The organism is Nocardia sp. NPDC101769 (assembly GCF_044766925.1).
In the GTDB taxonomy this organism is placed as follows: domain Bacteria; phylum Actinomycetota; class Actinomycetes; order Mycobacteriales; family Mycobacteriaceae; genus Nocardia.
In genome coordinates this window covers 97,309-119,799 of sequence record NZ_JBIWMX010000013.1, presented here as the reverse complement: position 1 = coordinate 119,799, position 22,491 = coordinate 97,309, and the positions used below count along the sequence as shown (strand labels likewise).

Sequence of the window (22,491 nt, the reverse complement as noted above, 5' to 3'; positions counted from 1 at the left end):
GAGGTCGGGCAAAACGGAACTCCTTCTTCACCACGTCCGCCGTGTTGGGTACGGGGCGCGAAGCATCGAGAACAGAGTTGTCGAGTCTAGTTCGCGATTCCCTCGCGCGCCGTACCACCAGGTGACAAGCCCCGAAACTGCCAGATTCAGGAGGCATGCGTGCTGTCGCTGCGGCGGCCGAGGGTTCCGTTCTGGTGGTTCGGCGGCTTGGCCCGGTACATGGCCAGGTCGGCGTCGTGCAGGACGGCCTCCGGGGTGCGATTGTCGCCCGCGCAGAGGTCCGTCACCCCGATCGAGGCGTCGACCTGGATGCGGTGCCCACGCGCGATGATCGGTTCGGCCATGGTCTGGCGCAGCCGCGCGATCAGCGTGTCGAGATCATCGCCGAGAGTGCGGCCCGACAACAGCACCAGGAATTCGTCACCGCCGATACGGCCCACGATGTCCTCGGAGCGCAGCCCGCGCTGCAGCCGCTGCGCCACGATCTGCAGCACGGTGTCGCCGATGGCGTGCCCGAGGGTGTCGTTGATGGCCTTGAACCCGTCCAGGTCGATGAACAGCACGCTGGACACGGGCAGGGTCTCGGTGGTGCCCAGGGCCGCCGCCAGTCGCGACAGCACCAGCGCCCGATTGGCCAGCCCGGTGAGCGGGTCGTGGGTGGCCTGGTACTCCAATTGCCTTCGGCTGGCCCGGAATTCAGTGATGTCGTTGAACGACGACACCGCCGCCGAGTCCGGATCGCTGGGGTTGAGCAGCCGGCTGTTGGCCGAGAGCCAGCGCCGCTGCCCGTCGGGCCGGTCGAGCCCGAACACGAAGCGGGTCACCGTCTCCCCGGTGGCCAGGGTGCGGATCACCGGATACCAGGACGTCGGCATGGGCTGGGCATTGGCGTCCAGCAGGCTCAGCGGGATGTCGTGGATGTGGGTGCCGACGAGATCGTCGGCGTCGTAGCCGAAGATGCGGCGCGCGGCCGAATTGGCGGATTCGATGCGCCCGTGCCGGTCGATCACCACCACCCCCTCCTCCAATTGCGACACCACCGCGGTGAAGAAATGTTCGGCGCGCTGCTGGGCGGCCTCGGCGCGGCGCTGCGGGGTGAGGTCGTGCACCACCACCTGGTAGGCGAGGTGTTCGTGCCAAGCGGTGAGCACCGACACGGTCTCCACCTCGACGCTGCCGCCATCGCATCGCATCAGCGTCATCTCGGCGGGGTCGGACGCCGTGCCCGCGATGGTGAGACGACGGATGCGGTCGAGCATGGGGGAGACGGAACCGGGTTCGACGAAATTGGTGACCGGTTGCCCGATCACATCTTCCGGATCTGCGGCGGCGAGCAGCCGCAGCATCGCCGGGTTGGCGTAGACGACGGTGCCACGCTCGTGGACCACGACCCCGTCGGGGCTGTAGTCCACCAGGGACCGGTATCGCTGGGCCAGCTGTTCGGCATTGGCCGAGTCATTTGCCCGATCGTTACCCATCACGTCATGCACCCCCTGATCGTCGTTCCGACACGTCACTGGAGCACGGCACCATTCTGTTATCTACAAATTTGCTGGTGCCCCTTGCTGACCGTATTGAATGAATCACAGTTCCACACAGCATCGGCCCGCGAGTGGTGATCATTACGGGCAACGGCCCGAGAGGAGCGATGCGAATGCCTGGCACCATCCCCGTCCCGATGACCGCAGGTCGGCATCAAGATCATATGACGCTTGCCGGCATCGGCGCCGTCACCGCGTACGGCTGGGGCCGCGAAACCCTCTGGGAAGGTTTGCTGACCGGCAAACCGGCAGCCCGGCTCTTTCCAGGGTACGGGCCCGGACGCGATCGGCAGGGGTGGATTGCCCGCGTGCCGGACGGCGGCGATCCGGATCTACCGCCCAGCCGCTACCTGCGGGCGGTCATCGGCTCGGCGCGCGAGGCGGTGGCCGATGCGCGCGAACGCTGCTGGCGGCCCGGCCGGACGGTCGGCCTGCTGCACGCCATCGTGCTCGGAAACGCCCACGAGTGGCGGGACTTCTACACCGTCGACGGCGGGCAGCGGCGCTCGCGCGACTATCTTCGATTACTTCCCTCGACCCCGGTGTCGATGCTGATGAGCGAGTTCGGGTTTCACGGCCCGGCCATGAACGTGACCGCAGCCTGCTCCTCGGCGAACGTGGCCTTGGTCACCGCGCAGCTGTGGCTGGCCCAGGGCATCGCCGACGACGTGCTGGTGGTCGCGACCGACCTGTCCGGGATTCCGGAGATGGTGCAGCCGTTCGTCACACTCGGCGCGGCGGTCGACGACGCCGACCCCCTCGACGCCTGCCGCCCCTTCCAGCAGGGCAGCCGCGGCTTCGTTTTCGGCGAGGCCTCGGTCGCGTTCCTGGCGACCCGCGACGCCGAGCGACCCTATGCGGCGATGCTCGGCGGGGCCATGTCCAACGACGGCCACCACGTGATCTCCGTGGAGCCGTCCTACTCCCAGATCTTCGAGTGCGTGCGCTGCGCCCTGGACAGCGCCGATGTCCGTCCCGACGAGGTCGCCTACCTCAATTCGCACGGTTCCGGCACCGCGCAGTGCGACGCAGCCGAAACCGCGCTGCTGGCCGAGCTTTTCGACGATCGCCCGGCGGTGGTGGCGCTCAAGCCGCTGGCCGGGCACTGCCAGGCCGCCTCGGCCGGGGTCGAAGTGGCCGTCGCGGCAATGGGTTACGAACGCGGGCTGCTGGTGTCGGCCCCGATCGTGGCGCCCGCGCATCCCAATCTGGTCAACGGCGTCCGGCACGGCGTCGACGGCATCACGGTGAAGACCGCGCTGGGCATGGGCGGCAACAACTCCGCGGTGGTGCTCGGCCCGGTCGGCTGACGACACCCGAGATCTCGCCGAGTCGATAACGCTCGATCTCAGCGAGTCAATGCAGTGGCACCGACCAGTGCAGTTTCGTGCCGGTGCCGTCGCCGCTCGGATCGCGCCGCGGATACACCGCCAGGCTGCCACCGGACTGTTCGGCGCGCCGGGCCAGGTTGGTCAGGCCGCAGGGGGTGACGTCGTCCGGAATGCCGCGGCCGTTGTCGGAGACCACGATGGTGAGATCGTCGGCCACGCCGATATCGATGGTGATGGTGTCGCCCCCGGAATGTCTGACCGCGTTCGAGACCGCCTCGCGCACCACGGCTTCCGCGTGATCGGCGAGGGCCGGCTCGACCACCGACAGCGGTCCGGTGATGTGCATGAGTGCCCGGATGTCGGTGGCGGTGGTCTGCTGCTTGACCGCGCGTTCGATGCGCTGGCGCAGCCGGGTGCTGTGCCCGTCGCCGCCGTGCAGATCGAAGATGGAGGTGCGGATCTCCTCCACCACGTCCTGCAGATCGTTGATGGCGTCGGCCAGCCGTTTCTGCACCTCGGGAACCCGGGCGCGCGGCACGGTGCCCTGCAGCGAGAGCCCGATGGCGAACAGCCGCTGGATGACGTGGTCGTGCAGGTCGCGGGCGATCCGGTCGCGGTCGGTCAGGATGTCGAGTTCGCGCATGCGGCGCTGTGCCACCGCCAGTTGCATGGCCAGCGCGGCCTGATCGGTGAAGGCGGCGATCAGCTCCACCAATTCGTCGGTGTAGGGCGCGGATTCGGCGGCGCGCAGCGTGATCAGCACGCCCAGGGTGGAGTCCGGGGTGTGCAGCGGCAGCACCAGGGCCGGGCCGATATCGGCGATGGGCGTGCCCAGGTCGATGTGGCGGGCGTCGTCGAAGCGCAGCGGGGTGCGAGTGATGAGGGCCTGCCCGACGGCGGTGGACGCCGTGCTCACCGCGTGCCCGTCCGCCGGCTCGTCGGGGCCGGACCATTGCGCCACAACGAGTTCGGCGACGTCTTCGGGCGCGTCGTCGGGATCGGCGACCACGGCCAGCAGCGCCTGTCGGGAGGCGGTCAGCTCGCGGGCATGCTCGACCACGTGGGCCAGCACCTTGCTGGGTTCGGTGTCGGCCAGGAATTCGGTGGCGATATCGCGGGTGGCCTCGATCCATGCCTGCCGGGTGCGGGCCTGCTCGTAGAGCCGGGCGTTGTCGACGGCGATGCCGGCCGCGGCGGCCAGCGCCTGCAGCAGCACCTCATCGTCCTCGGTGAAGGGGTGCCCGCCGGATTTCTCGGTGAGATACAGGTTTCCGAAGACCTCGCCGCGGATTCGCACCGGCATGCCGAGGAAGGTGCGCATGACCGGATGGTGCTCGGGGAATCCGGTCGTGGCCGGATGGCGTGCGAGGTCGTCCAGGCGCAGCGGTTCGGGCACGTCGAGTAGCAGGCCGAGCACGCCGTGCCCCTCGGGCAGCGCGCCGATCCGTACCCGGGTCTGCTCGTCGATGCCGTGGAAGATGAACCGGCTGAGCTGTTGTTCGTGCCCACGCACCGCCAGCGCCCCGAAACGGGCGTCGACCAGGATGGTGGCGGCGCGCACGATCGTGCTCAGGGTCTGGTCCAGATCGAGGCCGGAGGTGACCGCGAGCATGGCCTCGACCAGCCCGTCGATGCGATCCCGGGCGTCGATGATCTGTTCGACCCGGTCCTTGACCTCGGTGAGCAGTTCGCGTAATCGCAACTGCGACAGCGTTTCACGCACCGAGTAGGGACCGGTGCGGGGTGTGTCGTGCATGGTTGTCCTGCGGTCCGGCGGATACGACACGGCAAGCGGGATTCTATTCCGGCCGACGTTGCCGGATGGTTGTCATGCCGAACGTGGCTGTCCCGTACGCAATTTCGAGGCCAGGACGGCGGCCTGGGTGCGGCGTTCCATGCCGAGTTTGGCCAGCAGCCGGGACACGTAGTTCTTGACGGTCTTCTCTGCCAGGAACATCCGTTCCGCGATCTGCCGATTGGTGAGGCCGTCGCCGAGCAGGTCCAGCAGCTTGCGTTCCTGATCGGTCAAACCGGCCAGCGGGCCGTCGAATTCGGTGCTGCGCCGCAGCCGTGTCATGAGCGCGGCGGCCGCGCGATTGTCCAGCAGCGAACGGCCCGCGCCCACCTCCTTGATGGCCTTGGCCAGCTCCATGCCCTTGATGTCCTTGACCACGTAGCCGCTGGCGCCGGCCAGGATGGCGTCCATCATGGCCTGTTCGTCGGTGTAGGAGGTGAGGATCAGGCAGCGCAGGTCGTCGATGTCGGCGAGCAGGTCGCGGCACAGCTCGATGCCGTTGCCGTCGGGCAGGCGTACGTCCAGCACCGCCACGTCGGGGCGCAGTGCCGGGATCCGGGCCAGTGCCTGGGCGACGTCACCGGCCTCGCCGACGACGGTCAGTTCGGGATCCTCCTCCAGCAGGTCGGTCAGACCGCGGCGGACGATCTCATGATCGTCGACCAGGAAGACTTTGATCACGACGGCCTCCAAGCTCGGGTCGTGGGCGCGCGAAATGGTAGGGGCAAACGTATCTCGCGGGAAGAGGTGCGGATACCGCCGAAGGTCCCTAGTTTCCGGCGCCCGAACTGTCCGGAAATTTATCCGGCAATTTTTGTCGGAGACTCTTCCCCGAAAGTGGTCTGTTTTGGGACCTTCGGCACTGTCAAGGGTGACCGTGGTGTGTTGCCATGGAGGCGCGTTGCCGGGTCGGAACAGGGAGAGCGGGGTCGGCATGGGCGCATTCGACGTGTGGTCGAGTGGACTCGATCCGGATTTCGTGGTGACCACGCACGGGCCCGTCCCGTCGGGGGAGGTGACCCGGGTGGTGCGCGGATTGGGCAGGATCCTGCGCCGGCACGGGGTCCAAGGGCCGGTGCGGGCACGCTTGCGCTGGCCCGACTCCGAGGTCGAGAGCACGCTGGTGCAGGCGGGTGTCCGGACGCCGGCGAAGGCGTTCCGGGTGCAGGTCGCCGGGCCGGGGCGGTTCGCGGCCACCTTCGCGCTGGAGCGATTGGATCTGCGGCTGGGCTGCCCGCCGGACGAATTGTCCCGGCCCTGGCCGGATCCCGCGCGGCCCTCGCTGTCCGCGGTGACCGAGCCGCGACCGATCGTGCGGCGCAAGGACTGTCGATTACAGGTGGCCACACCCGCCGCTGCGGCGCGGGTGCTGGATGCCATGGATTACGACGCGCACCTGTTCATCGATGCCGAGACCGGATCCGAGGCGGTGGTCTGCTGGACCGGTCCGCTCGGCGTGCGGACCCAGGGCCGGATGCGCGACGGCGTGCCGGTCCTGCTCGAAGACGAGGCGAGGGCCCGGCTGTGCCTGGGCGGGCTGCCCTATCTGTTCTTCACCGATGCCGGTACTCGTCGCGGCCGGCTGCTGTATCGGCGCTTCGACGGCGATCTCGCGCTGGTCACCGCGGCCGGCGCCGAGGGCCGCTCGCGCGATCGGGACCGGGATCGGGTCCTGCAGCCGCGGGCCATCGCGGGCTGTGTGCGGCGGGAGCTGCCGAGTGTGGCGGGCGCCACGGCCGTGCCCGCCGATCGGCCGGTCTAGTCACATCTCGCAATAAATAGGCTGTGACCAGCGTTTCAGCACGCGTAATCAAACTTGTCGGTGGGTGCCCCTAGCATGGCGTCGGGGGTATGTCTGGATGCTGAAACGTTGGAAGGATGGCCAGTGGCGGATCGCCTGACGGTGCGCGGAGCGCGGGAGCACAACCTCAAAGGGGTCGATCTCGACCTACCCCGCGACAGTCTCATCGTTTTCACTGGTCTGTCCGGGTCCGGAAAGTCCTCGCTCGCCTTCGATACGATTTTCGCCGAGGGTCAGCGGCGGTACGTGGAATCGCTGTCCGCGTATGCCCGCCAGTTCCTGGGGCAGATGGACAAGCCGGATGTGGATTTCATCGAGGGCCTGTCCCCGGCGGTGTCCATCGACCAGAAGTCGACCAACCGCAATCCGCGGTCCACGGTCGGCACCATCACCGAGGTCTACGACTATCTGCGTCTGCTGTTCGCGCGCGCGGGCACCCCGCACTGCCCGGTCTGTGGCCATCTGATCGCCAAGCAGACCCCGCAGCAGATCGTGGATCAGGTGCTGGACATGGAGGAGGGCACCAAGTTCCAGGTGCTCGCGCCCGTGGTGCGCACCCGCAAGGGCGAATTCGTGGACCTGTTCGAGTCGCTGAACTCGCAGGGCTACTCGCGGGTCCGGGTCGACGGCGTGGTGCATCCGCTGACCGATCCGCCGAAGCTGAAGAAGCAGGAGAAGCACGATGTCGAGGTGGTCGTGGACCGCCTCGCCGTGAAGCCGAGTTCCAAACAGCGCCTGACCGATTCGATCGAGACCGCGCTGCGGCTGGCCGACGGCATCGTGGTGCTGGACTTCGTGGATCGCGACGAGCACGCCCACGATCGGGAACGGCGCTTCTCCGAGCGGCTGGCCTGCCCGAACGGGCATCCCCTCGATATCGAGGATCTGGAACCGCGATCGTTCTCCTTCAACTCGCCCTACGGCGCCTGCCCGGATTGCACGGGTCTCGGTATCCGGAAGGAGGTCGATCCGGATCTCGTTGTGCCGGACCCGGATCTGAGCCTCGCTGACGGTGCGATCGCGCCCTGGGCGCGCGGCCAGACCGCCGAATACTTCACCCGTCTGCTGTCGGGTCTGGCCGAGGCCATCGGCTTCTCCATGGACACGCCGTGGAACCAGTTGCCGCTCAAGGCCCGCAAGGCGGTCCTGGAGGGCAGCTCCGAGCAGGTGCACGTCTCCTACACCAACCGTTACGGCCGCAAGCGTTCGTACTACGCCGATTTCGAGGGCGTGATGCCGTTCCTGCAGCGGCGCATGGACGCCACCGAATCGGAGGCGATGAAGGAGCACTACGACGGGTACATGCGGGACATCCCGTGCCCCGTCTGCAATGGCGCACGACTGCGGCCGGAGATTCTGGCGGTCACGTTGTCGGCGGGGCCGGAGCACAAATCCATTGCGGACCTGTCGGATCTGTCCATCGGTGATGCCGCGAAGTTCCTGAACTCCCTGACCCTCGACGATCGCCAGGCGGCGATCGCGGCGCAGGTGATCAAGGAGATCCAGGCTCGTCTGGGCTTCCTGCTGGATGTCGGTCTGCAGTACCTGACGCTCTCGCGCGCCGCGGCCACGCTGTCCGGCGGTGAGGCGCAGCGTATTCGCCTGGCCACCCAGATCGGTTCCGGCCTGGTGGGCGTGCTGTACGTGCTGGACGAGCCGTCGATCGGCCTGCACCAGCGCGACAATCGCCGGCTCATCGAAACCCTCACGCGGCTGAAGAGTCTCGGCAATACGCTCATCGTGGTCGAGCACGACGAAGACACCATTCACGCCTCGGACTGGGTGGTCGATATCGGCCCGCTGGCCGGTGAGCACGGCGGTCAGGTGGTGTACTCGGGTCCGTACGAGGGGCTGCTCAAGGACAAGGGATCGCTCACGGGCGCTTACCTTTCCGGCCGTGAGCAGATCGAGGTGCCGCTGGTGCGGCGGCCGATCGACAAACGCAAGCAGCTCACGGTGGTCGGCGCGATCGAGCACAACCTGAAGAACATCGACGTGAGTTTCCCACTGGGCGTGCTGACTTCGATCACCGGCGTGTCGGGTTCGGGTAAATCGACGCTGGTCAACGACATTCTGGCCACTGTTCTCCAGAACAAGCTGAACGGCGCGCGGCAGGTGCCCGGCCGCCACACCCGCGTCAACGGTCTCGATCACCTGGACAAGCTGGTGCAGGTCGACCAGTCGCCGATCGGCCGCACGCCGCGCTCGAATCCGGCTACGTACACAGGCGTTTTCGACAAGATCCGCACCCTGTTCGCGGCCACCACCGAGGCCAAGGTGCGCGGCTATCAGCCGGGCCGGTTCTCCTTCAACGTGAAGGGCGGCCGCTGCGAGGCGTGCTCGGGTGATGGCACCCTCAAGATCGAAATGAACTTCCTCCCGGACGTGTACGTCCCCTGCGAGGTCTGCCACGGTGCGCGCTACAACCGCGAGACCCTCGAGGTGCACTACAAGGGCAAGACCATCGCCGAGGTCCTCGATATGCCGATCGAGGAGGCGGCGGAATTCTTCGAGCCGGTGACCTCCATCCACCGCTACCTCAAGACCCTGGTTGATGTCGGCCTCGGCTACGTTCGCCTCGGCCAGTCCGCCCCCACGCTCTCCGGCGGTGAGGCCCAGCGCGTGAAGCTGGCCGCCGAACTCCAGAAGCGTTCCACCGGCCGCACCATCTACATCCTCGACGAGCCCACCACCGGTCTGCACTTCGAGGACATCCGCAAGCTCCTGACGGTCATCAACGGCCTGGTGGACAAGGGCAATACGGTCATCGTCATCGAGCACAACCTCGACGTCATCAAGACCTCCGACTGGGTCCTCGACATGGGCCCCGAGGGCGGCTCCGGCGGCGGCCTGGTCATCGCCCAGGGCACCCCGGAAGACATTGCCGGAGTCCCGGAAAGCTACACAGGCCAGTTCCTGAAGGACGTCCTCGCCGCCCAGTCCGCCTCCCTCGCCGAACCCACGCCGGCAAAGAAGGCAGCCAAGAAGACTCCGGCCAAGAAGGCCGCCCCGAAGACCGACGCCCAGGCCACCGCCGCCAAGAAGGCAGCCGCCGCCCGCCGCAAGGCCGCCGCTCTCCGCTGATGCTCACGGGTGCCGATCGGGCCGTTCACGCCCGATCGGCATGCCATCATTCGGGATCGGAAGGGATGGTCATGGGAGCTGTCGCGGAACGGTTGGCGGTGTTGGGGATCCGGCTGCCTCCGGTCGTGAAGCCGCCGCCCGCTCTGAATGTTCCGTTTGCGTGGGTCCGGGTTTCGGGGCGGCGGGTTCTGGTGTCGGGGCACGGTGCGCTCACCGACGACGGGCGTCCGGCCGGTCCGTTCGGCAAGGTGCCGAGCGTCGTATCGCCTGCCGCGGCAGCCGAATCCGCGCGGGGCGCGGCCCTCGCCATGATCGCGGCCCTGGAGGTCGAACTCGGTGATCTGGACCGGATCTCGGCGTGGCTCATGGTCAATGGCATGGTGAACGCCGATCACGGCTTCGCGGGCACGACGACCGTCATCAATGGCTTTTCCGACGTGGTTCTCGACGTGTTCGGCCCGGAGATCGGCCGGCACGCACGCACAGCTGTCGGCATGACCACCCTGCCCCTCGGCTATTGCGTCACCGTCGCGGCCGAAGTGGAGATCGACTGCTGAGCGCAGACAACAGGCCCCGCACCGGAATCGGTGCGGGGCCTTCGTATTTCGTGCCTACTCGGCGGCCGCGAGCGGCGGGCTGAGTTCCTTGACCTCGGCGATGTGGCCGAAGTCGAGTTTCACGATCTGGTCGGCGCAGTCGAAGTAGCGGTCGTCGTGGGTGATCACGATGACGGTCTTGCCGCGTTCCTTGAGCTTCACCAGGATTTCCCGGTAGAAGACGTCGCGGAACTTCGGTTCCTGGTCCGCGGCCCACTCGTCGAACATGTAGATCGGGCGATCCTCGAGCAGGGCGGTCAAGAGCGCCAGGCGCTTTCGCTGCCCCTGGGAGAGCGCGATGGTGGACAGCCGGCCGTTCTCCACGGTGACCTTGTGGTCGATCTGGAGTTCCTTCAGGTACTTGCGGACCTCCTCGTCGACGCCTTCGTCGAAGCCCAGGTAGTCCTCGAACAGGTGGAAGTCGGTGAAGACCGCCGACGAGTTCTGCCGGAACCACTCGATGTTCTCGTGGTCGATCGTCTCGCCATTGAGCGACAGATGGCCGTGCTGCGGGACGTACAGGCCCGTGATCAGTTTGGCCAGCGTCGACTTGCCGCTGCCGTTGCCGCCCACGATGAAGCTGATCTGACCGGGTGAGAAGGTCAGGTCGAGCGGTCCGAGGTGGAAGCCGGACCCGTCGGCCTGGGGCGGCGCCATGGGCGCGCCCATCGGGACGGGGTGGCCGCCGTGGTCGACGAAACGGTGGCCATTGACATCCGGCCGATCGGTGCCGCGCGGGCCGTGGCCGGGCGGCGGGCCGCCGGGCCGGCCACCCGGATGCGGTCCGGGCCGTCCGCCCATGGGCGCACCGGGTGCGCCGGGTCGTCCGCCGCCGCCGGGGTGCGGCCGCGCACCGCCACCCGGGTGCGCTCCGGTGCCGGGCGGCGGACCACCCGGCACGGGCGGGAAGGCCGACGGCGCTTCGGTCAGGTAGTTGTAGCTGACGTCGTTGAGTTCCAGCCGCGCTGCGGTGGCGGCAGGACGCTCGGTGTAGGGCAGCGTGGATTCGTCGTGCGCGGTCTGGATGGACAGATTCAGCGAGCGAATCTTGGCCAGTGCCACGTCACCGCGCAGCAGGTCGGGAATGCGGTGCATGAAGTTCTGCATGGGCATCGAGAGGAACGTGGTGACCAGGACGTAGCCGACCATGACGTTCTGCGGCAGGTCCAGGGCGCGCGCCAGGCCGAACAGGATCAGGGCCATGGTGCCCAGCTGCAGCAGCTGGCCGAAACCCTGGGCGAAGGTGAACTTGGAGCCGGCGTCGACGTTCTGTACCCGCAGTTTCTCGGCGGAGCCGAGCAGTTGCCGATCCATGAAGTCGCGCCGCCGCCCGCGGTGCAGCTTGAGCTCCTTGATGCCCAGCGACACCTCCTGGAAGGACCGCAGCAGGCCGTCCTCGTTCTCGCGGGCGGCCTGGTACAGGTGCCGCACCTTCTTGAGAACCGTTTCGACACAGGCGATTCCGAGCAGGGTACCCGCGACGGTGGTAGCGAAGATCGGGCCGGACACGATCGCGAGGAACACGAAGCAGCCGATGATGGTCGCCAGGTCGATGCAGATGCTCGGAATGGCGGTGACCGCCTGCGACAGTGACCGCACATCCTCGGTCAGGGTCGCGATGAGGCGGTGCTGCCCGAGCCGCTCGAGGTGTTCGAGCGGCGCGGACACGATGCGAGCGCTCAGGTCCGCGCGCAGGCGGTAGATGGCCTCCTGCGCGAGCCGGATCAGCAGCACCTGCGAGATCACGCCGCTGACCAGGATGATCAGCGCGGTCGCGACGAACGCCTGCACCGTGACGCCCGGATGCGGTTCCGGTGACACCACTCCCCGAATCAATGTCACCAGGTAGGTATTGGCCGCACCGCAGACCAGACCGGAGGCGATGACGCCGGCGATCCGCATCCACGAGATGGAGATGAGGAATCTGATGAGTTGCATGGCTGCTGGGCTCTCTGGACGGAAACTGATGCCCGGATCAGGGGCGGATGATGTCGAAGACGACACCCTCGAGGGTGACGCCGGGTGCGAACGAGAACGCCACCCCGGTCGATATCGGCTGCGTGGCCTGCTGCGCGATCATCTGCTCGAGCACGAAGATCAGCGAGACGCTGAGCATGTTGCCGTACTCGGCGAGGACGTCCCAGCTGGTCGCCGCCTGCTCGGAGCCGAGTCCGAGCGAGCGCACGGACTCCTCGATGATCTTCGGGCCACCCGGGTGGATCGCCCACAGGTCGATGTCGGACTTGGTCATGCCATTGCGCGCCAGCACGCCGGTCACCACCGGGTCCACGCCGCGCAGAATGTACTGCGGCAGGTTCTCCGACAGCTCGCAGGTGATGCCATTGTCGTTGACGCCCAGGACGATTCCGTCCTCCGCGTCGTCGAACAGGTAGCTGAAGCTGTCGCGGATGACCACCGCGCCGGCCGGCAGCGGCTGCTGCGGCTGGCTGGCCCCGACCACCACCGCGCCGCATCCGTCTCCGAAGAGGCTGTGGATGATGACATCGTTGATATTGTCGTCGAACACGGCGTTCACCGAGCTCAGTTCGATGCAGATGACCAGCGCTTTCTTGTCCGGGTGCGCCCTGACGTAGTCCACCGCGGCGCGCACCGAGTTCATGGCCGCGGCGCAACCCATGAAGTTCACGATGACGCGGTTGACGGCGGGGGACAGGCCCAGCTGCTTGACCACGGCCACGTCCACGCCGGGCGCGATGAAGCCGGTGCTGGTGGCGAAGACCAGCATGCCGATCTCCGACGCCCGGTCCTCCAGATGCGCGGTGGCGCGCCCGGCCACCTCCACGGCCAGCGGCACCGCGTGCTCGTAGAAGGTGTTCATGCGGTCCCGGATGGTGCCGACTTCCTTGCTGTAGGACAGGAATTCGGGGTCGATCGGGTCGACCGCGAGGTGGCGGGTGGTGATCCGGGTCTTCTGGTAGATCCGCGGAATCCGGGCCTGCTGCACCGGATCGGTGAACAGTCCGGCGACCTGGGCGGCGGCGTCGGCCTGCGAGAAGATCTGGTCCGGCGAACCGGTCGCGATGGATTCGATCACGCCGACGGTGGTCGGCGGGGTGGGCCGCAGCGGGGCGGGTGCGAAGCCTTCGCGGTGTAGGAAGCCCGAGCCGGGCTCGCCCCCCGCGAGCCGGGTCGCCGCCGTCGAGGGGCGGGCGCCCTCTTCATCGATGGTGATTGACACGAAATTCTCCCCTCGTTTCGATATGACGACCCGCGGTGCGGCCGGTGCATGCGCGAACGCACCGCGGTAGTGGAATCGGTTCAGACGGTTCCGATTCCGGTGAAGCCCTGAACCGTGTAGACGGCGCAGGTCTTCAGAGCAAGTGGTGAGAAGTGCTCCTTGACGAACCCCCACTTGCGCTCCACCGCGTCGTCGGACGGCGCGAGAATGTAGGTGCGGATCTGCTTGGGGAAGCGGTCGGTGAAGAAACTCTTGGCCGGCAGCCACTCCACCCCGAACTTCGCGGACTCCTCGCGCAGCACGTCCTCGGTCGCGATGTTCGCGAAACCACTGCGCTGGTAGGGCAGGACGTGATGCACCCGGTGCGAACTCAGGCCCGCGGACAGGAAGCAGTCGACGTAGCGGTTGCCGACCACCTTGAGGTCGTAGGCCTGCTCGATCTGGTTGACGCCCCAGTCCTCGGAGTTCGACTCGATCTCCTCGGTCTCCAGTTCGAAGTCGTGGCTGGCCACGACCAGGAAGGTGGAGATCCACAGCGTGATCACGAATTGCAGTGCCCAGGCCCAGAAGTCCCCCATCACGGTGAACACGATCAGCTCGCCCAGCAGCAGGAAGCGCACGCCGAAGGAACCGATGAAGTGCGGCAGCGCGCCGCCCCAGGTGCCGTACATGTCCTTGATGCCCACCTTGCGGGTGAGGCGGCAGACGTCGAGCAGGCGGATGGTCATGCCGGTGATGGTGTGACCGAACTTGTGCAGGGTGTGGATCGGCACCCGGTACAGCCGCGGGACCCGCATCATCATGGTGAAGACGTTCTTCTTGATGTCGACTTCACTCTGGGTGTGCGGGTGGTGCAGCAGGGCGTGGCCGTCCGCGGTCACGAAAGCCAGTGCGACGTAATTGAAGTCGAAGGCATTCGTGTAGATCTTGTTCATGCCCTTCTGAGCGCGGTGGATGGCGTAGTGCCCGAAGCCGGCCAGCGAGCTGCGCAGCAGCACCATGGCGATCACGAACACCGGCAGCGGCATCCAGCTGCGCTCGAACAACCGCAGGCCCTGCACCGCGAAGTACAGCACGGCCAGCGTGGCCACCACGATGTTGAAGTAGGTGTCCATGCGCCGGATGCGGGCGGCCAGCTCGGGTTCCTTGAGCCGGGCCTTCACCTGGTGGAGCAGGTCGTCCTTGTTGTCGAAGGTGAACTTCGGGGTGTCGCGCCAGCTGTCGAAGCCCTCGTTGAAGAGGAAGGCGGGCGCGTTGGCCTTGGGGTGGATGTCCTCGGGCAGGGCGTCGCGATCCAGTGCGTACTTCTTCAGGATGCGGCCGATGGCCTCCGGATTCTTGTGGTACGAACCGACGATCGAGGTGATGTCGCGATTCTTGGTCCGGCCGATGAAGAACTCGCCGCCCGGATGCTTGGAAATCCAGTCGCTGAGGTCGTAGGCTTTGCCGTCGTAGACCCAGACATTCGATACCGGCGGTGGGCCGTCCATCGGGGGCCGGCGGAACTCCCCTTCGGGTTCCTGGCGTTCGATCGTCGCCTCGGCTTCCGGGCGTTCGATCGTCGCCTCGGCCTCTGGTCGTTCGATCGTCGCCTCGGCCTCTGGTCGTTCGATCGTCATAGCATCCCTCCACACGCAGGCACGACGTTTGAACTTTCTGACGAAATCGTCGCTGCCGCGCCTTGCATTTCACTGAACAATCTCTTAAGCGTGCAGCCGAGATAGCTGCAGACTAACCAGCTCGCGGGGCGGGCCGGAATTCGTTATAGGCAATGGCATTTCGGACTGCGTGCCGAAATGCGAAAGCCGGTCCGGGGTGGGCAGACGACAGCCGTTGCCGCCGTTGCTTTTTCCCCGAACCGGCTCCGAACTCACATGACAGGGATGCGCGCGATCAGCTGCCGGGCTTGGTGACGTGGACCGGCTTCGCCCAGTTGGACAGGGTAACCGTGACGGTGCCCGAGTCCTTGGTCACCACGGCGCGCACCAGGTTGGGGCCGGTGCCCGGCGAGGCGGCCGTGGACGGCAGCGTGGTGCCGGCGCCGCTCGGCGGAGCGACGTCCTTGATGTACAGGGTGATGGGGAAGGTGCCGCCGTCCTTGCCGATCTGCGGCACGACCGGGTCGAACACCGAGGCGTCGATGGTGCCGCTCACCTTCACGGTGTCGACGCCGTCGATCTTCTCGCGGCCCTCGGCCTTCGCGTTCTTCACCTGCGCAATGACATTGGCGAGGCCCTTGTCCTTGTCCAGGAGAACGCCCGGATCGTAGATCTTCTCGGCGGGGCCGACCGGGGAGTACTTGCTGCCGTCGCCGGTGTAGAGGGTCTTGTCGACGACCATGAACTTGGTGTCGGTGAAGTCGGCGTCCGGCTTGACCTTGACCTTGGCCTGACCGATGGCCTGGCCCTGGCCCTGCGGCTGGTTGGTGACGTCGGCCTCGAGGCTCTCGACGGGGAGGGTGGGAAGGTTCTGGACATCCATGACCACGTGCACCGACTGCAGGGTCTGGGTGGTCTTGGCGGATTCGGCGACGATCTGCGCGCCGTCGGGCAGCTGCGACGGTGGGGCCGCCTGCGAGGTGGTGGCCTTGCTGTCCGAGCTGGAGGACGAGGAGCAGCCCGACACCAGCGCGGCGGTCGCGGCGGCGGCGATCATGATCGGAAGGACGCTGCGCCGGATGCGGCGTCCACGTTCGCCTTGGGACATCAGTTCATTCATGTACAACCCCCGAAGATTCCGTTCGATCTCGATGTGAGGACAGCCTTGCCGCTGCCCGTCGTAGTATGCAGGACTTCGCCCGCGTCCGCGTCGAACGAGGCGATACTCCGGCATCCAACCAGCACCACCCGCGTGACGCCAAAGCTTTAGATCATCCAGCCGCGCAGGCGATTGCCCCGCAACCCACTATTTCCCACGTGGTGGCGAGTGTTAACGGCTTCGCTGAGCTGGCAGCAAGCCGAGCGACCGACTATTTGCGCGCAATTCTGTCGCTGGGTATTAGCCAACTGGTCGTTGAAATTTCAGTGGAATCAGTGCTGTGCCGTCTCATGGATCAACTCGGCGAGTTCCTCCGGTTTCGACCACATCGGCCAGTGCCCGGTCGGCAGGTCCACGTACTCCGCGTCGATGTTCCGCAGCTCCCGGAACAGCGGCGGCTCCCCGGCGTCGCGTAGCTGCTGGACCAGCTCCGAGGGGAAACTGCAGCAGATCACGGTGGTCGGAACCTTCAGTCGCGCAGCCGAATCGCCGAGCGTTACCGGGTGCCCCGCCACGCCGGCCGGGACCGGCACCGCCCGCTCCCGGAAGCGGGCCAGCATCGCCTCGTCCAATCCGGCCAGGCTGTTCCCCATGGCCTCCACCTCGGCCCAGGTGTCCGGTAGCGGAAACTCCGCCGCGTCCCCGAGGGCCGGGTTGAGGACGAACCCCTCGGGCATGGGCGCGCTGTCGGCGTAGATGACGCGCGAAAACAGTTCCGGCGCTTGATTTGTCGCCATGTACGCGACCGCACCGGCGCCCGAATGGGCCACCAGCACATCGCCCTCGCGGCCGGCCGCGACGATGGCGCGCGCCTGTGTCTCCAGGGTTGCCGACAACCGCTGCGGATCTGCCGGATCCAGACCCGGCAGGGTCAGTGCCTCGACCTCGTCCCCGAGTGACCGCAACTGCCCGGCCACTTCCTCCCACGCCCATGCGCCCAGCCAGAAGCCGGGAACCAGCAGTATCCGTGCCATGTCCTGAGGATTGCACAGCCCACCGACAGCCGAAACCCCATGTCTCCCGGGGCTCTTGACCCGGGTGGGGAGCGGGGCGCATTATGAACGTACGTTCATGAACCATCGTTCATTTAGGAGCCTGTCATGACCGAAATTGTCAATACTGCCCAGTCTGACGCCTGGAACGGCTACGAGGGCGAACACTGGGCCGGCAACCACGACCGCTACGACGCGGTGAATCACGGCTTCAACGAGCCCCTGCTGACCGCCGCCCGCGTATCCACCGGTGATCAGGTTCTCGACATCGGTTGCGGCAACGGCCAATTGACCCGCGCCGCCGCCCGCCGCACCGGTGCCGGATCCGCCACCGGCATCGACCTCTCCGGCCCGATGCTCGCCCGGGCTCGCACCCTCGCCACCGCAGAGGCTGTCCACAACGTCACCTTCGAACAAGGCGACGCCCAGGTATTCCCCTTCCCCGACAGCGCTTTCGACGCTGCCCTGAGCCGCTTCGGCATCATGTTCTTCGCCGACCCGGTGGCCGCCTTCGCCAATATCGCCCGCGCCCTGCGCCCCGGCGGTCGCCTCGCCTTCGCCACCATGCCGCCCATGCCCGGCACCGACCTCGGGGTCGTATTCGGTGCGGCCGCACAGCATCTCGCCGACTTCGAGATCACGCACACCCATGGTCCGCTGGCCGACCCCCAAGCCATTCGGGATCTGTTGACCGCCACCGGTTTCCGCGACATCGACGTCGAACACCGTGAGGCCGAGGGTCTCTGGGGTCGCGACCTGGACGACGCCACCGACTTCATCATCGACTGGGGCCCGCTGCGCTACCACCGCTCGCTGTCCGGTTTCACCACCGACGGCGCAGTCCGCACGGCCGTCTCGACCGCCCTGACCCCCTTCGTCACCCCCGGCGGCGTCCGACTCCGCAATGCGGCCTACCTGGTCACCGCGACCCGCCCGCTACCGTAAGAACCCATGTCCCCGAGAAAGGCGGCGGTGCTGCGCGGCGCCGACGACGACCGCAACCTCCGCGATCACCTCGTCACCACCGCCCAGCGCCTCCTCGCCGGCCAGGGTGCGGCCGGCCTCACCGTCCGCGCCATCGCCCGCGCGGCCGGTGTCGCCGACGGCGTCCTCTACAACCACTTCCCCGACAAGGACGCCCTGCTGGCCGCGGCCGTCGGCGCCCACGTCGCCGCCGCCCACGCCGACCTGGGCCCCCTGCCCACCCCCGGTACCGCGACCGTCCAGGAGAACCTCGCGCTGTACCTGCGCGCCGGCCTCACCCTGCACCGCGCAGTTCTCCCGGTCTTCACCGGCCTGCTGTCCAGTCCGGCCGTACTGGCCCGCTACGTCGAATCCAAAGCCCACAATGATGATTGGCGCGAACTACTGGCCCGCTACCTCCGCGCCGAACGTGACCTGTCCCGCCTCGCTTCGGACGCCGATACCACCGCCGCAACCGCCCTCCTCGTCGGCATCTGTCACGACACCGTCCTCACCGCAATGCTCCCCGGCACCCGGCCCGCCGAAGTCGACGTGGACGTCGTAGTCGCGACCCTCCTCGCCGGAATCGCACCCCACCCCTGAGACACTCGGCCGCACAGTCTCGACCTTGCTCACTGGAACAGCCGTGCCCGGCAACGGATCTCGTCCCCACCGATACGGCGATTGCGATTTCCCCCGCTGGGGCGCGGTCGGCGCAGGTTCTCGACCTACGGCCGCAGGCCGATGAGCGGGCGGGGGTGGATCGGCCCCGAAATCGGCCGAGCGGTTGATTTCAGTACACCGGGCCGGTGTACTTCTCGCCCGGGCCGGCGCCGGGGGCGTCGGGGTAGGCGGAGGATTCGCGGAAGGCGCGCTGGAGGGATTGGAGGCCTTCGCGGAGGGGGCCGGCGTGCGGGCCGAGGTATTCGACGGAGGCGGTGATCAGGCCGGCGAGGGCGGTGATGACGCGGCGGGCCTCGTCGAGGTCGAGGTGAGGGCTGGTGGCAGGATCGGCTTCGCCGAGGCCGAGCTTCTCGGCGGCGGAGCTCATCAGCATGACGGCGGCGCGGCTGATGACCTCGACGGCCGGGATCTCGGCCAGTTCGCGGACCACCTCGCCGTCGATGAGGGCCGATTCGTCGCTCGTGATTGCCTCGCTCATGCGGTAGAGCATCCCATCGTGCGGGTCGGTGCTGGTCGCGGGGCCGCCGATTCGGAGCTCACCGCTATGAGTGTTAGACTCTTCCGCGACGACCGTCCCGGACTGGTTCCTGCAACCGACTCGGGGCATCAAGTGGAGCCCGACTCCCACCGTCGATCGGCCTTTCCGGTCAGATCAGGCGGTCCGGTCGCCCATCATTTGCTTGATGGGTTCTGCGTGTGGGTTTTTCCTGCGTGCGGTGCGACGCGAGCTGTTTGCGTCGAGGATCGGTCGACTCGGGCCCCGTGGTGGTGAAATACCAGCACGGGGCTTTCGTGTTGGAATTGGGGTTGCAGTTATTGCTTGCGGTCGTTGACGAACCGCTTGACCTAGGAGGCCCCATCAGCACTGAGACCCGCATCAACGATCGCATCCGCGTTCCCGAGGTCCGACTCATCGGACCGGGTGGCGAGCAGGTTGGGATCGTGCGTGTTGAAGATGCACTACGCGTCGCTCAGGAAGCTGACCTCGACCTGGTCGAGGTCGCGCCGGATGCACGCCCGCCGGTGTGCAAGATCATGGACTACGGCAAGTTCAAGTACGAGACCGCGCAGAAGGCGCGTGAGTCCCGGAAGAACCAGGTTCAGACCGTGATCAAGGAGCAGAAGCTCCGGCCGAAGATCGATGACCACGACTACGCCACCAAGCGCGGCCACGTGATGCGCTTCCTCGAGGCCGGGTCGAAGGTCAAGGTCACCATCATGTTCCGTGGTCGCGAGCAGTCGCGTCCGGAACTCGGCTTCCGGCTCTTGCAGCGACTGGCCGCCGACGTCGCTGACCTCGGTTTCGTCGAAACTTCGGCCAAGCAGGACGGCCGGAACATGACCATGGTCCTCGCGCCCCACAAGGGTGCGAAGACGCGGGTGAAGGCCCAGCAGTCCGCGGCCCAGGGCGGCACGGTCCAGGCCGAGACCCCGGCTCCGGCCCCGGCCGAGACCGCAGCTCCGGCTGCCGAACCGGCCACCCCGCAGCAGTAATGAGAAGCTCCGGTGGCGCGCTGACGCGCGCCTCCGGCACGACAGATTGAGGAATCCATGCCGAAGATGAAGAGCCACAGCGGCGCCTCGAAGCGATTCAAGGTGTCGGGCAGCGGCAAGCTGCTGCGTCAGCAGGCGAACCGTCGCCACCTGCTCGAGCACAAGCCGTCCACCCGGACTCGTCGTCTGGACGGCGTGGAGGTCGTCGCGAAGGCGGACGCCGCTCGCGTCAAGAAGCTGCTCGCCAAGTAATTCGGCTGAGCCAGCCGCTCGCGATCCGTTCGCGGAACGCATCAACGACCAACCTCGGGCGCACTCACCGGGTCCACGCGAAAGACCCAGCGCCCCTTATTCGATCAAGGACTGACAAGTGGCACGCGTCAAAAGGGCCGTCAACGCTCAGAAGAAGCGCCGTTCCGTTCTCGAGGCCTCCAAGGGCTACCGTGGCCAGCGGTCGCGCCTGTACCGCAAGGCCAAGGAACAGCAGCTGCACTCGCTCACCTACGCCTACCGGGACCGCCGGGCGCGGAAGGGTGACTTCCGTCAGCTGTGGATCACTCGTATCAACGCCGCCGCGCGTCTGAACGACATGACCTACAACCGCTTCATGCAGGGCCTGAAGGCCGCCGGCATCGAGGTGGACCGCAAGATCCTGGCCGAGCTCGCGGTGTCCGACGCCGAGGCGTTCGCCCAGCTGGTGGCCGCCGCCAAGGCCGCGCTGCCCGCCGACGTCAACGCCCCGGCCGCCTGATTCGGCCTGCGTGACGACGCAACACTCGAAACGACCCGTGGACGTGCTCTCCGAGCACAACCCGCGGGTCGTTTCTGCGGTCAAGCTCCATCGCGCGCCGGTGCGCCGCAAGACCGGCCTGTTCCTGGCCGAGGGCGCGAATTCGGTGGAGGCCGCACTGGACACCGGGCGGATCGAGGAGCTGTTCTACTCCTCCAAGGCCGCCGAACGCGAACACGAGCTGGTGGCCGGCGCTGCCGCGCAACGGGTGCGGACCACGCTGGTCAGTGATCGCGCCGCGGAGATGCTGGGGGAGACCGTGACTCCGCCCGGCCTGATCGCGGTGTGCCGCCAGGTGGATGTGCCGCTGCCGGAGATCATCGACGGGTCGCCGCGCATGCTGGCCGTCCCGGTCGAGATCGCGGACCCCGGCAATGCCGGCACCCTGATCCGGGTGGCCGACGCCGTCGGCGCGGATGGTGTTGTGCTGGCCGGTGATTCGGTCGATCCGCACAATGGAAAATGTGTACGCGCCTGTGCCGGTAGCCTTTTCCACGTTCCGGTCGCCCGCTCCCGTGACATCGACGCCACCCTGGATGCGCTGGAGCGCGCGGGGATCGCCGTGCTGGCGACCACCGCCAAGGGTGAGGTCGATCTGGACGATGCCGACGAGATCCTGCGCGGCCCGGTCGCCTGGCTGTTCGGCAACGAGGCCCACGGCCTGGACAAGGCCATCGCCGCCCGCGCCACCCACCGGATCCGCATTCCCATCCACGGCCGCGCCGAAAGCCTGAATCTCGCTGCCGCGGCGGCGATTTGCCTCTACGCGAGCGCGCGGGTCCAGCACCCGAAGTGAGCCGGACGTCTCAGATCCCTTCCTCGCCGAGATTGTCGGTGAGCTCCTCGGCCCAGGACGCGGGGATGGGATCGGGTCCGGTGACCTGCATGGCGGTCATATTCGTGAGCAGCATGCCGGTGGCCACGAATCGGCGCACCTCGCCGACCGACGCGCCGGTGGTCTCGCGGGCCAGCGCGTAGATATTGCCGAATCGGGTGCGAATGGCGTCCCCGATGGCCGGGTCCGCGGCCGCGGCGATGCCCTGCAGGAAGACCCGCGGCAGATCACCTTCCAGTAAGAAGTCTCCGAAGCGCTCGCCCATGGCGTCCAGGCGATCCTTGGGCGTGGCGTCGTCGGGGGCCTGTGCGGCCCCGGCACGGAACAGCTCTTCGATACGGTCGCAGACGCGTTCCAGGACGGCCAGGAACAGCTGCTGCTTGGTGCCGAACAGGCGGATGACATACGGCTGCGAGACTCCGGCGCGGCGGGCGATCTCGTCGGTTTTGGTTCCCGCGTAACCGGATTCGGCGAAGGCGGAGATGGCCGCCCCGAGTACCTCTTCGCTGCGTTCGCCGGCCGTCATCCGGGTCCTGGTCATGCCTGTCGAGCCTCCTCGTCATCGGGAATCCAGCGTCCCATTGACATGTTATCAGTCGATGCATACTCTCTAGTTATCAGTCGATAAC

At 67.1% G+C, this 22,491-nt stretch carries 20 protein-coding genes; 10 read left to right on the top strand and 10 right to left on the bottom strand.

Features of this window, described 5'->3' with window-relative positions; all coding sequences use genetic code 11:
• Positions 1-146: 146 nt before the first annotated feature.
• Positions 147-1,478 (bottom strand): diguanylate cyclase domain-containing protein, encoded by a 1,332-nt coding sequence (locus ACIRRA_RS21380; protein WP_402770877.1) that lies wholly within the window; start codon positions 1,476-1,478, stop codon positions 147-149.
• Between the two features lie 227 nt (positions 1,479-1,705).
• Between ACIRRA_RS21380 and ACIRRA_RS21375 the strand changes: the two genes are divergently transcribed.
• Positions 1,706-2,851 carry a beta-ketoacyl synthase N-terminal-like domain-containing protein gene (locus ACIRRA_RS21375; protein ID WP_402770622.1) on the top strand — a complete coding sequence of 382 codons (1,146 nt, stop codon included), beginning with the start codon at positions 1,706-1,708 and terminating at the stop codon, positions 2,849-2,851.
• A 46-nt stretch (positions 2,852-2,897) separates the two neighbouring features.
• Here ACIRRA_RS21375 and ACIRRA_RS21370 read toward each other — a convergent pair whose 3' ends face one another.
• Both ACIRRA_RS21370 and ACIRRA_RS21365 read right to left on the bottom strand, forming a co-directional pair.
• Complete coding sequence (locus ACIRRA_RS21370; RefSeq protein ID WP_402770620.1) at positions 2,898-4,628, bottom strand: GAF domain-containing sensor histidine kinase; 1,731 nt, start codon at positions 4,626-4,628, stop codon at positions 2,898-2,900.
• 72 nt (positions 4,629-4,700) lie between these two features.
• Positions 4,701-5,348, bottom strand: a complete 648-nt coding sequence (locus ACIRRA_RS21365) for a response regulator transcription factor (RefSeq protein ID WP_357002915.1) — start codon at positions 5,346-5,348, stop codon at positions 4,701-4,703.
• Positions 5,349-5,601: 253 nt separating this feature from the next.
• On the opposite strand from ACIRRA_RS21365, the gene ACIRRA_RS21360 reads away from it, so the two are divergent.
• The 3 genes from ACIRRA_RS21360 (at position 5,602) to ACIRRA_RS21350 (ending at position 10,109) form a co-directional block, all read left to right on the top strand.
• Positions 5,602-6,429, top strand: coding sequence for a sigma 54 modulation/S30EA ribosomal C-terminal domain-containing protein (locus ACIRRA_RS21360; protein ID WP_402770616.1), 828 nt, complete (start codon positions 5,602-5,604; stop codon positions 6,427-6,429).
• A gap of 123 nt (positions 6,430-6,552) precedes the next feature.
• On the top strand, positions 6,553-9,552 hold the full coding sequence (gene uvrA, locus ACIRRA_RS21355) for an excinuclease ABC subunit UvrA (protein ID WP_402770614.1): 3,000 nt from the start codon (positions 6,553-6,555) through the stop codon (positions 9,550-9,552).
• Positions 9,553-9,623: 71 nt separating this feature from the next.
• A complete protein-coding gene (locus ACIRRA_RS21350; RefSeq protein WP_402770611.1) occupies positions 9,624-10,109 on the top strand; it encodes a RidA family protein in 486 nt (161 codons plus the stop codon).
• Between the two features lie 54 nt (positions 10,110-10,163).
• Here ACIRRA_RS21350 and ACIRRA_RS21345 read toward each other — a convergent pair whose 3' ends face one another.
• The 5 genes from ACIRRA_RS21345 to ACIRRA_RS21325 all read right to left on the bottom strand — a co-directional run bounded on the left by ACIRRA_RS21345 (position 10,164) and on the right by ACIRRA_RS21325 (position 17,078).
• Positions 10,164-12,086, bottom strand: a complete 1,923-nt coding sequence (locus tag ACIRRA_RS21345) for an ATP-binding cassette domain-containing protein (RefSeq protein WP_402770609.1) — start codon at positions 12,084-12,086, stop codon at positions 10,164-10,166.
• 37 nt (positions 12,087-12,123) lie between these two features.
• The gene (locus tag ACIRRA_RS21340; protein ID WP_402770874.1) at positions 12,124-13,233 is read right to left on the bottom strand and encodes a type III polyketide synthase; all 1,110 of its coding nucleotides are present in this window, start codon (positions 13,231-13,233) and stop codon (positions 12,124-12,126) included.
• Between the two features lie 194 nt (positions 13,234-13,427).
• Positions 13,428-14,837 (bottom strand): fatty acid desaturase, encoded by a 1,410-nt coding sequence (locus tag ACIRRA_RS21335; RefSeq protein ID WP_402770872.1) that lies wholly within the window; start codon positions 14,835-14,837, stop codon positions 13,428-13,430.
• 403 nt (positions 14,838-15,240) lie between these two features.
• Positions 15,241-16,065 (bottom strand): LppX_LprAFG lipoprotein, encoded by an 825-nt coding sequence (locus ACIRRA_RS21330; RefSeq protein WP_402770606.1) that lies wholly within the window; start codon positions 16,063-16,065, stop codon positions 15,241-15,243.
• Positions 16,066-16,376: 311 nt separating this feature from the next.
• Positions 16,377-17,078 carry an alpha/beta fold hydrolase gene (locus tag ACIRRA_RS21325; RefSeq protein ID WP_402770603.1) on the bottom strand — a complete coding sequence of 234 codons (702 nt, stop codon included), beginning with the start codon at positions 17,076-17,078 and terminating at the stop codon, positions 16,377-16,379.
• 126 nt (positions 17,079-17,204) lie between these two features.
• On the opposite strand from ACIRRA_RS21325, the gene ACIRRA_RS21320 reads away from it, so the two are divergent.
• Complete coding sequence (locus tag ACIRRA_RS21320; RefSeq protein ID WP_402770601.1) at positions 17,205-18,041, top strand: class I SAM-dependent methyltransferase; 837 nt, start codon at positions 17,205-17,207, stop codon at positions 18,039-18,041.
• 6 nt (positions 18,042-18,047) lie between these two features.
• Positions 18,048-18,662 carry a TetR/AcrR family transcriptional regulator gene (locus ACIRRA_RS21315; RefSeq protein ID WP_402770598.1) on the top strand — a complete coding sequence of 205 codons (615 nt, stop codon included), beginning with the start codon at positions 18,048-18,050 and terminating at the stop codon, positions 18,660-18,662.
• A gap of 190 nt (positions 18,663-18,852) precedes the next feature.
• Here ACIRRA_RS21315 and ACIRRA_RS21310 read toward each other — a convergent pair whose 3' ends face one another.
• Positions 18,853-19,221: a DUF1844 domain-containing protein gene (locus ACIRRA_RS21310; RefSeq protein WP_357003083.1), complete on the bottom strand. Its 369-nt coding sequence runs from the start codon at positions 19,219-19,221 to the stop codon at positions 18,853-18,855.
• 329 nt (positions 19,222-19,550) lie between these two features.
• Between ACIRRA_RS21310 and infC the strand changes: the two genes are divergently transcribed.
• The 4 genes from infC to ACIRRA_RS21290 all read left to right on the top strand — a co-directional run bounded on the left by infC (position 19,551) and on the right by ACIRRA_RS21290 (position 21,823).
• Positions 19,551-20,237, top strand: a complete 687-nt coding sequence (gene infC, locus ACIRRA_RS21305) for a translation initiation factor IF-3 (protein ID WP_402770869.1) — start codon at positions 19,551-19,553, stop codon at positions 20,235-20,237.
• A 57-nt stretch (positions 20,238-20,294) separates the two neighbouring features.
• Complete coding sequence (rpmI, locus tag ACIRRA_RS21300) at positions 20,295-20,489, top strand: 50S ribosomal protein L35 (RefSeq protein WP_357002895.1); 195 nt, start codon at positions 20,295-20,297, stop codon at positions 20,487-20,489.
• A gap of 118 nt (positions 20,490-20,607) precedes the next feature.
• A complete protein-coding gene (gene rplT, locus ACIRRA_RS21295) occupies positions 20,608-20,988 on the top strand; it encodes a 50S ribosomal protein L20 (protein ID WP_040807291.1) in 381 nt (126 codons plus the stop codon).
• Between the two features lie 37 nt (positions 20,989-21,025).
• On the top strand, positions 21,026-21,823 hold the full coding sequence (locus ACIRRA_RS21290) for a TrmH family RNA methyltransferase (protein WP_402770595.1): 798 nt from the start codon (positions 21,026-21,028) through the stop codon (positions 21,821-21,823).
• A gap of 10 nt (positions 21,824-21,833) precedes the next feature.
• On the opposite strand, the gene ACIRRA_RS21285 is transcribed toward ACIRRA_RS21290, so the two are convergent.
• Positions 21,834-22,403: a TetR/AcrR family transcriptional regulator gene (locus ACIRRA_RS21285; protein WP_402770592.1), complete on the bottom strand. Its 570-nt coding sequence runs from the start codon at positions 22,401-22,403 to the stop codon at positions 21,834-21,836.
• Positions 22,404-22,491 lie beyond the last annotated feature (88 nt).